General features: G+C 36.6%; 8 protein-coding genes. 5 read left to right on the top strand and 3 right to left on the bottom strand.

The genetic code is table 11. From position 1 onward, the window contains the following. A partial coding sequence (locus BBH99_RS02175; RefSeq protein WP_317041477.1) for a DUF3667 domain-containing protein occupies positions 1-1,120 on the top strand: 1,120 nt, incomplete at its 5' end. A gap of 38 nt (positions 1,121-1,158) precedes the next feature. Here BBH99_RS02175 and BBH99_RS02170 read toward each other — a convergent pair. Next, positions 1,159-1,491 carry a hypothetical protein gene (locus tag BBH99_RS02170; protein ID WP_066691346.1) on the bottom strand — a complete coding sequence of 111 codons (333 nt, stop codon included), beginning with the start codon at positions 1,489-1,491 and terminating at the stop codon, positions 1,159-1,161. 256 nt (positions 1,492-1,747) lie between these two features. Between BBH99_RS02170 and BBH99_RS02165 the strand changes: the two genes are divergently transcribed. The 3 genes from BBH99_RS02165 to BBH99_RS02155 all read left to right on the top strand — a co-directional run bounded on the left by BBH99_RS02165 (position 1,748) and on the right by BBH99_RS02155 (position 7,351). Continuing rightward, positions 1,748-5,095, top strand: coding sequence for a methylmalonyl-CoA mutase family protein (locus BBH99_RS02165; protein ID WP_066691343.1), 3,348 nt, complete (start codon positions 1,748-1,750; stop codon positions 5,093-5,095). 288 nt (positions 5,096-5,383) lie between these two features. Next, a complete protein-coding gene (locus tag BBH99_RS02160) occupies positions 5,384-6,268 on the top strand; it encodes a hypothetical protein (protein WP_066691341.1) in 885 nt (294 codons plus the stop codon). A 48-nt stretch (positions 6,269-6,316) separates the two neighbouring features. Then, a complete protein-coding gene (locus tag BBH99_RS02155) occupies positions 6,317-7,351 on the top strand; it encodes a hypothetical protein (protein ID WP_066691339.1) in 1,035 nt (344 codons plus the stop codon). Positions 7,352-7,460: 109 nt separating this feature from the next. Here the strand turns inward: BBH99_RS02155 and BBH99_RS02150 are convergent, their stop codons facing one another. Then, positions 7,461-10,193 carry a M16 family metallopeptidase gene (locus tag BBH99_RS02150; protein WP_083188717.1) on the bottom strand — a complete coding sequence of 911 codons (2,733 nt, stop codon included), beginning with the start codon at positions 10,191-10,193 and terminating at the stop codon, positions 7,461-7,463. 125 nt (positions 10,194-10,318) lie between these two features. Here BBH99_RS02150 and BBH99_RS02145 point away from each other — a divergent pair, with 125 nt between their 5' ends. Continuing rightward, positions 10,319-11,029 carry a Dph6-related ATP pyrophosphatase gene (locus BBH99_RS02145; RefSeq protein ID WP_066691335.1) on the top strand — a complete coding sequence of 237 codons (711 nt, stop codon included), beginning with the start codon at positions 10,319-10,321 and terminating at the stop codon, positions 11,027-11,029. Between the two features lie 98 nt (positions 11,030-11,127). On the opposite strand, the gene BBH99_RS02140 is transcribed toward BBH99_RS02145, so the two are convergent. Then, positions 11,128-12,537: a pyridoxal phosphate-dependent decarboxylase family protein gene (locus BBH99_RS02140; RefSeq protein ID WP_066691334.1), complete on the bottom strand. Its 1,410-nt coding sequence runs from the start codon at positions 12,535-12,537 to the stop codon at positions 11,128-11,130. Between the last annotated feature and the right edge of the window lie 73 nt (positions 12,538-12,610).

Genomic DNA, 12,610 nt, shown 5'->3' with positions numbered 1-12,610 from the left:
TATCTTTGTCGTACAAACAAGTACCATGAGCCACGGAAAGATCCGAGAAGACAAAACCTGCCTGAATTGTGGGCACCAAGTAGCAGAAAGATTCTGTCCCCATTGCGGACAGGAAAATACGGAGCGCAGACAGCCTTTCTATTTCCTTTTTACCCATTTCATTGAAGATTTCACCCATTATGACGGTCAGTTCTGGGGAACCGTAAAAAATTTATTGTTTAAACCCGGTAAACTTACCAATACTTATCTGGAAGGTAAGAGACAGATGTTTGTACCTCCTGTAAAGCTTTATATTTTTGTCAGCTTTATTACATTTTTTGTATTTGCACTATTTCCTATGGTCAATATAGGATCCAGTAACAAACATGATGAAAAAGATGAGAAAGGTCTTGTAAAAATTATGAAACCTATTAAAGCCATCGGAACACAGAAAATAATAGATAGTATAAAAGCTAAAAAAACACTTACTGAGGAGGATTCTCTCGCTATTACAAAACTAGAACTGGTTCCTGATTCTGCCGATGTGGAAAAAATATTGGATATGGACAGAACAATAGATTCCGGTGATGGAAACTATAAAACAAAAAAATCCTATGACTCTGCTAAGGCTAAAAATCCAGGATTCCTTGATTTTGCAGAGAAACCGATTGTTCATAAATACTTCGAACTTAAAGAACACGGGATTACTAAAAAGGAGTTATTAAGCAATATGATAGAAAAATCGTTTCACAATCTGCCTAAAGCTCTCTTCATCTATCTCCCTTTATTTGCATTTTTCTTATGGCTGTTTCACAATAAGAAAAAATGGTGGTATTTTGATCATGGGATTTTTACCCTGCATTACTTCTCTTTCCTATTACTTACTATTTTATTGATATTTTTGTTTGGAAAACTTACAAAACTAACAGATATTAAAGTCCTTAATGCCCTACTCTATTTAGTGATGACTATCATGACAATTTACAGTATGGGATATTTCTTTATCGCTCACCACCGGGTTTATCGCTCACATGGACTGGTAAGTATTATGGTTGGGATCATATTATTTACTATAAACTTCTTTGCATTCATGTTTTTACTTGCAGGGCTCGCTCTGGTAAGTTTTATGATGCTCCATTAAACATAAATAAGGCTGTCAAATAATGACAGCCTATTTTTTTATTTTCTTAATGACTTCGTTGCCCTAAAACTTGCTATTACATAATAGGCCACAAAAACCATTGAAAATTTCAGTATGGATGGAATGGCCAGCTCAAGTTTAAAAATTAAGGTTCCTATAAAAACAAGAATAGCCATTACTATAAAAGACAGGCCTAGTTTTTTAGGTAGTGTAATATCCGGTGTATCCAGATAATAAGCAACACCCCACGCAGCTCCAAAAGCCACGGCATAATAAACTTCCAGGCCGATATGATCTGAGCTTAAAAAAAAATAATTAATAAGGAAGCTTACTACGGTCCCCAATGCGAAATATATCAAAGCTTTTTGCATGTCTGTAAAATATGGTGCAAAAGTAGAAATTTTAATTTGAGAATTTAAGGATATATCAATTTCTAAACAAAATTGGTAAGTCATTTTTAATTCTGTAACTGCCGAACCTTTCGTCTTTTAAATTCTCAAACCTAAAAACGGAGTCATTTTATTAAATAACACCATTCAAACAGATGATAATCAATATTATAAAATCAAACACAAGGTTGTTTTTTTATTATTATATTTGAAAACTTAGAAACTTTCTAGAATTTTTATGGAAACCCAAAAATATACTCCAACCAACAAGGTAAGAATCGTAACAGCGGCGTCATTATTTGACGGACATGATGCTGCGATCAATATTATGCGTCGTGTCATCCAGGGAACCGGATGTGAAGTGATTCACTTAGGACATGACAAATCAGCTGAGGAAGTTGTAAATACAGCAATCCAGGAAGATGCCAATGCTATTGCATTAACTTCATATCAGGGAGGTCACAATGAATATTTCAAATATATCTATGACCTTTTAAGAGAAAAAAACTCACCACAGATCAAAATTTTTGGTGGCGGAGGCGGTGTTATCCTTCCGGAAGAAATTAAAGACTTAATGTCTTACGGAATTGATAGAATCTACTCACCAGATGACGGGCGTGAACTTGGTCTTCAGGGAATGATTGATGATCTGGTACACCGTTCAGATTTCGCTACCGGAAAAGATGTTACAGCTAAAGATTTAGAAAATATCAACTTTGAAAATCCATCAAGCATTGCACAGATTATTTCTGCTGTTGAAAACTTTTCTGATGAAAAGCCAGAATTGGTAAAAGCAATTGATGAGAAATCAAAAGACTTACATATTCCTATCATTGGTATTACAGGAACGGGTGGAGCCGGAAAATCATCTTTAACGGATGAATTGGTAAGACGTTTCCTACGTTCCAATACTGATAAAAAAATTGCGATCATCTCTATAGATCCTTCTAAAAAGAAAACAGGTGGAGCACTTCTTGGAGACAGAATCCGTATGAATGCCATTAATGATCCAAGAGTGTATATGCGTTCAATGGCGACGAGAGAAAACAACGTTTCGGTTTCTCCGTTCATTCATTCTGCATTAAATGTACTGAAACTGGCTCATCCGGATGTGATCATCCTTGAAACTTCAGGAATTGGACAATCAGGATCTGAGGTTTCTGATTTTGCAGATGTTTCCATGTATGTAATGACTCCTGAATATGGTGCTTCTACACAGCTTGAAAAAATCGATATGTTAGATTATGCTGATCTGGTTGCACTCAACAAATCTGATAAGCGCGGAGCTCTTGATGCTCTTCAGGCAGTAAGAAAGCAGTTTCAGAGAAACCACCTTTTATGGGAAAGCCCATTGGAGGATATGCCGGTTTATGCTACAAAAGCATCTCAGTTCAATGATCATGGAACTACAGAACTTTATAACAGGCTGGTTTCCAAAGTAAATGAAAAATTTTCAGATCTAGGACTTAAAACTTTCGTTGAGCAGGAAATTACAGATGAAGTAACCATCATTCCTCCCAAAAGAGTACGCTACCTTTCTGAAATTGTGGAAAATAATAAACAATATGATGCTAATGTTGAAAAGCAGGCTGAGCTTGCAAGAAAAATGTATCATATTGAAGGGGTAAAAAATATCATTTCCAATGAAGCTTTAGATGCGGAATATCAAAAGGCGGAAAAGGAGCTTCAACAGGAAAATATCGATTTCCTGAAAACGTGGGATGATACAAAGAAAGCTTTCCACGCAGAGTTCTATTCATATTTCGTAAGAGGAAAAGAGATTAAAGTGGAAACGTCTACAGAATCTTTATCTCACTTAAGAATTCCAAAAATTGCGTTACCAAAGTATAACGACTGGGGAGATCTGATTAAGTGGAAAGGCCAGGAAAACCTTCCGGGAAGTTTCCCTTATACAGCCGGAATTTACCCGTTCAAAAGAACAGGAGAAGATCCAACAAGGATGTTTGCCGGAGAAGGAGGGCCGGAAAGAACCAACAGAAGATTCCATTACGTATCTGCAGAAATGCCTGCAAAACGTTTGTCTACAGCATTTGACTCAGTAACGTTATACGGACAGGACCCTGCTTTACCACCGGATATCTATGGTAAGATTGGTAATGCGGGAGTTTCTATTGCTACGTTGGATGATGCTAAAAAACTATATTCAGGTTTTGATTTGGTAAATGCATTAACTTCAGTTTCCATGACGATCAACGGACCTGCTCCAATGCTGCTGGCTTTCTTCATGAATGCTGCCATCGACCAGAATGTTGAAAAATATATTAAAGAAAACGGATTAGAAGCTAAAGTTGAAGCTAAGCTTAAAGAAAAATTCGATGATAAAGGCTTAGAAAGGCCAAAATATAATGGTGAACTTCCTCCATCCAACAACGGATTGGGATTACAGCTTTTAGGATTAACAGGTGATGAAATTATCCCTGCTGATGTATATGCAGAAATTAAGGCTAAAACCATTGCTACTGTTCGTGGTACTGTTCAGGCTGATATTTTAAAAGAAGACCAGGCTCAGAATACCTGTATCTTCTCCACTGAATTCGCTCTAAGGTTAATGGGTGATGTTCAGGAATATTTCATTAAGGAAAAAGTAAGAAACTTCTACTCTGTTTCTATTTCAGGATATCACATTGCTGAAGCTGGAGCTAACCCGGTTTCTCAGTTAGCATTCACATTGGCTAACGGTTTCACCTATGTGGAATACTACCTGTCAAGAGGAATGGACATCAATGATTTTGCACCGAACTTATCTTTCTTCTTCTCAAACGGTATCGACCCTGAGTATTCAGTGATCGGACGTGTGGCAAGAAGAATATGGGCAAAAGCAATGAAGCTGAAATATGGTGCAGATGAAAGAAGCCAGATGTTGAAATACCACATCCAGACTTCAGGACGTTCTCTTCACGCGCAGGAAATTGATTTCAACGATATCAGAACAACCCTTCAGGCATTGTATGCGATCTATGACAACTGTAACTCACTTCACACCAATGCTTACGATGAAGCGATTACGACTCCTACAGAGCAGTCTGTAAGAAGAGCAATGGCAATTCAGTTAATTATCAACAAAGAATTAGGTCTTGCTAAAAATGAAAACCCACTTCAGGGATCTTTCATTATTGAAGAGCTTACAGATCTTGTGGAGGAGGCTGTGTATGCAGAATTCGACAGAATTACAGAAAGAGGTGGTGTATTGGGAGCAATGGAAACCATGTACCAGCGTTCTAAGATCCAGGAGGAATCTATGCATTACGAATGGCTGAAACATACCGGAGAATATCCGATCATCGGGGTAAATACTTTCCTTGGAAAAGACGGTTCTCCAACGGTACTTCCGGGAGAGGTTATCCGTTCTACCGAAGAGGAAAAGCAGGCACAGATTGAAGCGCTTCATAACTTCCAGAAAGCGAATGAAGAAAAATCTGAAGAGGCTTTAAGAAAACTTCAGCATGCAGCCATCAACCAGCAGAACTTATTTGAAGTAATGATTGATGCAGTTAAATTCTGCTCTTTAGGACAAATCACCAATGCTTTATTTGAAGTGGGTGGTAAGTACAGAAGAAATATGTAAGACGAAATTCATATTATTGAATATATAAACCTAACAGGATTTGAAATCCTGTTAGGTTTTTTTATTGATATACATTGCAAAAAGTAAAATATAAGAATCTCACTTGCACTTTTGCTTTATTTTAGTTTAGTAAACACTCTAAACAGAACAGGCTGGAAAACAGTTATAGGTTTCAATTAGTTTCACAATCAACATTCTTCTCGAAAAAACTCATAATCAGTATAATTCAAACCTCAAAGAAATTCTTTGAGGTTTTTTTGTATTTTTAATCTAACAAAACTAATACTCATGAAAAAGGAATTTCAAATTAAAGAACCCTGCTCTGTGGCGCGAGAAAATATGCAGGAAATCTCTGGTGGGAGCTTTTGTGACCTTTGTTCAAAGAAAGTATACGACCTCGCAGATAAAACGGATGAAGAAATTAATATATTATTACAATCCAACTCATCTGTTTGTGGAAGAATTCAGGCAGATCGGTTATATATTCCGGAAGAAAAATCAGATATCCAATACCACTTTTTTCAACTTCCTTTTAGAAAAATAGCCAGTGGAATCTTTCTGTCTATTTTATTTACCTCCAACTTCAATGCCCAAAAAAAGAAGACTGATACCTTGGGCGTTGCGGAGATTCAAGGTATGATTTGGGTCTCTCCAAAAACAGGAGATGAAGACTATGATTATCCGAAACCCGTAATCACCAGAAAACTAGAAGTACTGCCTTCAGGAGATCCCGGAAACCTCATCTCATATGAGTCTATTACGATTCTTACTCCTTTTAAAAGGTATAAATCTGAGCATTCATTTAAAAGCCATATTATCAACATTCCTGCGGATGACATCAGGCTAAGCAATATCTTTGTTTTTGAAGGAACCGTTCCTGAGGATGGAGAATTAAATGCTAATAAATATTTTCTTTTTGTCCATAAGAGGCATATTAAGGAAAATGGAGTGCTGAATATTAATCTGAATCAGGCCAAGAAGTTACCTTTTATTCCTAAAAACAAAGACTTCATTTATTTTCTGGATGGTGAGGAAATCACAAAAAAAGAATTTGAACAATACCAGAAGGAAAATAAGATCGACTCCTATTTTCTGCCGGAAATCTATGCGGAAGAACTATTTGGCTCTGATTATTATTTTGAAAATGGAGCTATTATAGCCTATAGGAAATAATCATCTTCCTCTGCAATCACCTAACAAAAATCACAAAAGACAATCATTATGAAAAACTATTTCAAAAGACTTATATTCTCTTTTTTCCTCTGCTCTATGGCAATGATATCAGCCCAAAAGCAACGTGAAGAATTTACCATCGGCCTTCCCACAAAAAAACTGGATAAGAGCTATTACAAAACCATTAAGCTGCTTGATCGCAGGATTGATACCACTTCATTAGGAACTGTTAGAAAAGGACTTTTAAATAATCCTGCTAATTTGTTTGCTTCCCAACCTCTTTCCAACCAATTTCAAGATGTTCTAAACAACCTTAATGGGGAAAATGCAGAAAACGGCACTTTAGTTTTATATCTCAGACAACTTTCTTTCGCTGAAATGGCGGCTCATGGTTATTTTTATTTCCAGGCATTTTTATTCTCAAAAAATGAAGATGGTACTTACTCTTTGTTAGATCAGGCCAATCAGGCTATTGACCATAAAGCCAAATCTGATGTAACTAAGGAAATCCTGCAGAAAGGAAGTGAACTCCTTGTTGATTTTATCGCTACAAATGTCTCTAAAAAACCACAGTCTGACCAGCATTACACGTATGAACAAATTAAAGATTTTGAGGGAATTGCCAAGGAAATGATCAGCCTATTTCACTCTCCGGAATTAAAAGATGGAGCCTATAATGATTATGAATCCCTAAAAAATCAACAGCCCAATAAAGAAATTTCCCGTGTAAAGTTTTATGGTAATGCTCCAAAAATTGTCAGAATCTATGAAACAGTGAACGGGGAAGAAAAGGAGATCAGAAAAGACGGCATCTATGCTATTATCTATAAAGGTGAACTTTATATCTATCTTTCTATGGAAAACCTGTTTACAAAAGCTGAAAAGAAAGATAATGACTATTATTTTGTAGGAAAAATAAAAGCCAATCCCAATTTACCCAATCTGATGCCTACCCCTGCATTTCCTCATGGCGGTGGTATTGGAGTTTCATTCACAGCCAATCCTATTACTCCTTTTGAAATGAAAATTGACTACTTTAACGGAGATTTTATCCCTATAAAAGAAGTTGAGAATAAAAGATAGATGAGCATGGAAGCTGGAAGAAGGAGGCTGGAAGTTTATTTTAGTGATATAATTACCAAAAATAAAAACCGCAGAATCATCTGCGGTTTTACTTTATATGTGTCTGAAATTATTTCTTGTTGAAATCTCCTGCAAAAACAGAAGTCAGCTTATCTTCACTGATGTATTTCTTAAGAACATCATTCACCTGACCTACTTTTAAAGCTGAAACTTTTGCTTCCAACGTATCATAATCTTCTAAAGGAATACCATACTGAAGCTGGGAATTTACAAGCCCCATCAAAGTACTGTCATTTCCTAAGTTTGTTTTTCTTGAAGTTAGCCAGGAAGTTAAATTAGACTTAAATTCTTCCTCAGTAAATCCTTCTTTTACCGCTTTGTTTACCTCTTCTTTTAGTGCTTTATTTACAGCATCTTTCTTAGTTGGATTAAAGAATGCATACCAGCCCCAAGAAGCCACCGTATTATCTGACGGCACCGACATATATGAACCTGCACCATAGCTGATTCCTTCTTTTTCACGAAGCCTCATCGGAATTCTTGCTGTCATAAATCCACCACTTCCCAACATTTCATTAGCAATCAGCAATGCTGGATAATCAGGACTCTTTCTATCCATAGAGAAACTGATTTTACCAACAGCAGCTCCGTTTTCTTTATCAGGTGTTAAATAAATTTTATCTTCTTTTTTAGTCGCAAAAAGTTCAGGTTTGATTTGTTCGTAATTAGATTTGGAGTTCCATTTTCCAAATGTATTTTCCATTAATGAAGACGCTGTTTTAGAATCTACATCTCCAATCATGGTTCCTACTCCGTTATTACTTCCTATAATTTTATTGTAAAAATCTACAAGTTCCTGTCTTTTGATGGTTTTATTAGCCTCAATCTGCTCTTTGAAAGATGGAGTATAATAGATACTTTCTTTAGGATAGTTTTCCGTAATCTTTCCAATTTCCGTAAATGCCAATGCCTGTGGATCATTTAAAGATCCTTCCAGGTACGTATTGTACTCGTTAACAGTTTTTGCCAATTCTGCTTCAGGAAAATTAGACTCTGTAAGGATTTCTTTCATCAAGTCCATTACTTTCGGTAAATGCTCTTTGTATGTACTTATATTGGCAGATAATGTTTGCCCTTTGAATGAAAAGTTGATGGAAGATTTCCACTGATCCAGCATATCCTGAATCTGCTCTTTCGTATGAGATTTGGTTCCGGTTTTCATCACCTGAGCCATTAACGCCCCTATCTGAGATTTCCCACTTAAGTCTTTAGCATTACTTACAGGAAAACGGAAGCTACCTAATACTTTTCCTCCTTTAATTTCTTTTTTGATAACACCATACTTCATTCCGTTGCTTAATTTCCCTTCAGAAAGATTAGCTTTTAGATTTTTAATGCTTGCTTCAAATGGAGCCACTTCTTTTTCTAAAGCCTTTCCTTTATAATCTTTCGTTAAAGTGGCAATCTGGTCATCAGAATACTCGATATTCTTAACTCTTATCTCATCTTTAGCAGGTACAAATACACCAACTGTTCTGTTGTTGGTTTTAAAGTATTTATCTGCAACTCTCTGAATATCGGCCAAAGTTAGTTTTTCAACATTATCACGATATAACATTCCTAATTTGTAACTTCCAGCACCTACAATCTCAGTAAGCCCGATCGCAAAATTGATGGTATTATTTTTTGTGTTCTCAATCTGCTTTAAAATTTTAGCTTTAGCTCTTGCAACATCTTGTTCCGTATACTTAATGGTTGAAACTTTATCCAGCTCTGTTCTGAATTCGCTTTCCACTGCTTTTACATCTTTATCCGCAGGAACTTCCAGGCCGAAATACATAAAAGCGGCATCTCTTACCGTTGGCTGATAAGAATAAACTGAAGCTGCTTTATGAGAATCAATCATAGCCTTATATAAATATCCTGAAGGATCTGCTGTTAAAATTTCCGATAATGCATCTAATGCTGCATAATCTTTATCCGCATAAGGTGCCGTATGATATAATGCTCCCACAATTTTACTGTCTCCTGAGCGCTTCAACTCTACAAAACGTTCTCCATCCTGAGCCGGCTCAACAGTATAAGTTTGATCTAAAACTCTGGATGGTCTCGGAATTACAGAGAAATACTGCGAAATATAATTTAAGGCCTGTTTTTCATCAAACTTACCGGCTACAACAAGGGTTGCATTGTCTGGCTGATAATGTTTCTCATAGAATTTTCTAAGCGTTGGTGCTTTTACTCTTTCAATATCTTCTTTACTTCCAATGGTGCTGTTTCCGTAGTTATGCCATAAATAAGCTGTGGATACAATACGCTCCATCAGAACTGAGCCAGGGTTATTCTCACCGATCTCAAACTCATTTCTTACCACAGAGAACTCCTTGTCCAAATCCGTTTGAAGAATCGTAGCATTCACCATTCTGTCTGCTTCCATTTCTAAAGCCCATTTCAGGTTTTCATCACTGGAAGGGAAAATTTCGTAATAATTTGTTCTATCGTACCAGGTTGTACCATTGGCATCTCCGCCCTTATCAGACAATTGTTTTTTAATATCACCTAATTTCTTAGTGCTTTTAAATAACATATGCTCCAGTAAGTGAGCCATTCCTTTTTCGCCATATCCTTCGTGCTTAGACCCTACATTGTAAATGATGTTCACCACCATATTACTTTGGGAGGCATCCGGAATTAAAAGAACTTTCATCCCGTTACTTAAGGTGTATTCCTTTACTCCTTCCGTATTGCTTACAAATTTTGGAGCTTCAGCTTTCTGCGAAAATAAAGGTGTTGCGATTCCTGTGAAAAATAGGACGGCTGTCCCAACTAATAGGTTTTTCATGTGTTTTATTTTAAATCTGTTTAATTTTGAGAGTTTTCAAGTTTATTTACTAATTAGACTTCATAAATCACCGGAATGTTACAAATTTTGTCATAAAATTGCAGGATTAAAAGAAATTTAGAGTAATGAAGCCTAAAGCCTTATTCAACTGGAGCAGCGGAAAAGATTCTGCATTGGCTCTTTACAAAATACTGCAGGAAGATGAGTATGAAGTAGAAACTTTATTAACCAGCATCAATAAAGAGTTTCAAAGAATTTCTATGCATGGGGTTCATGTTCTTCTTTTGGAACAGCAGGCTTCCCTTCTTGGTATTCCCCTCACTAAAATGGAACTTCCAAAGGAACCATCCATGGAGGAATATCAGGAAATTATGAATAGAACAATGGCAGAAATACAGTCTCAGGGTATTACCCATTCTATTTTTGGGGATATTTTTCTGGAAGATCTTCGCCAATACAGGGAAAAACAATTAAATTCCATTGGTATGCAGGCTGTATTTCCTCTTTGGAAACAGGACACATCTGATCTTATTCAAGAGTTTTTAAAACTAGGATTTAAAACGATTGTAACCTGTGTGAATGGGACTTATCTGGACAAAAGCTTTGCAGGAAGAATTATTGACCAGCAGTTTCTTGATGATCTCCCTAAAAACGTAGATCCCTGTGGAGAAAATGGGGAATTTCATACTTTTACCTTTGATGGACCTCTTTTTAAAAGTCCGGTTCAGTTTGAAATTGGAGAAACAGTGAAAAAGACTTATCCCAAACCGAAATCTAAGCCGGAAGACAAAGAGGAAGAATATATTTTCTGGTTCTGTGACCTGATCCCCAAATAATATTTTTAGCCACGAATACACAAATAAAACAGCTCTTACAAACTCATAATCATAGAATATAAGGCAAAATGAATTATTCGTGTATTCGTAGCAATTTTTTATTGTAATTGTGTAATAATTGTATTCATGGTCTCAAAGATCAACTGAACATCTGTTTCATTGGTTTTCCAGTTAACAAAAGCCGCCCGGATTCCGTTGTGCTGATTATAAAACGTTGGGGTCATGAAAACTTTCCCTGTACTATTAAGCATTTCAAGGAATTTCCCAACCTCATCCTGCTTAGCATTATCTTTTAGCGTAAAACAAACCGTATTGAGTCTTACCGGAGCCAGGAGTTTAAAATCATTGCTGTTTTCAATAAGCCTTCCGAAATTTCTGGCCAATGAAACATTATTTTCTACTATATCCTTATACCCTTCTTTTCCATATGCCATTAAAGAAAACCACGCCGGAAGTGCTTTCAATCGTCTTGAGTTCTCAGGAAGAAAATTTAAATAACTGAAATCATCCAAAGGATCACCTAAATAAGGGGCGTTGGAATTTTGAAAAGTTTCTACCTGTAAAACTTTATATTGCTCTTTTACCAGAAATATGGCGCTTTCATAAGGAACATTCAGCCATTTATGGCAGTCTATGGTAATGCTGTCTGCATATTCCCAATCTTCAACAAGGTGCTTATAATGTTCTGAGCAAGCAGCAAAACCACCAAATGCAGCATCAATATGCCACCAGAATTTATATTGTTCCTTCAGCTTTTTGATCTCTTTAAAATCATCAAAATCAACCGTATTTACGGTTCCTCCACTGGAGATAAGTATAAACGGCTCATTGTTCAGCTTTATGATCTGTGCTTCCAGATCTTTAATAGAAATAGCCTCACGGTCATTTCCATCTGTTTTAATCTTTATAATACTATTGCTTCCCATTCCTAAAAGTGACAGTGACTTTATAGAGGATGAATGCGGAGTTGCAGTAAGTATTTTAATTGTTTCAGAAACACCTTCTTTGGCAATATCCCTTCCTTTTTCTTTGCCTAGCCATTGACGGGCCACTGCGAGACAGGTGAAATTTGACATGGTAGCTCCGGTAACAAATCCACCCAGAAAACTATCCGGAAGTTTCAGGAGTTCCAGAATAAGCCTGATAGCCTCAAATTCTACATTCGCGGAAATATCTCCCTGCCCTTTTCCGGACTTGGGGTTCTGATCATAAATGGTAGTCAGCCAATCTCCTACAATAGATGCCGGTGTAGAACCTCCGGTTACAAATCCCAGATATCTTGGGCCGGAAGCTCCTACCATAATAGGTTCAAACTTTTCATTGAATATTTTAATAACTTCCTCAGTTCCATAACCATATTCGGGAAGGTTTGCAGAGGCTGGTACAAAAGGGGTATTGATAGAGGTAGGCCTGTCTGCCAGAGAATTCAGGTATTCTGCTCCCTGCTTTTTTATAATGTCCAATAGATGGCTCATGTTCACTGAATCGTTTTTCAAATGCTCTTTCATGATGCTGGGATTAAAAAATAATCTGTTCAAATGTATTGAATAGTCCTCAAAGAACCATTAAATATGGATTAAA

Origin of the sequence: Chryseobacterium contaminans (assembly GCF_001684955.1) — a bacterium.
In the GTDB taxonomy this organism is placed as follows: Bacteria; Bacteroidota; Bacteroidia; order Flavobacteriales; family Weeksellaceae; genus Chryseobacterium; species Chryseobacterium contaminans.
The sequence above is the reverse complement of the archived record's forward strand: the minus strand, read 5'-3'. Positions and strand labels throughout refer to the sequence as shown.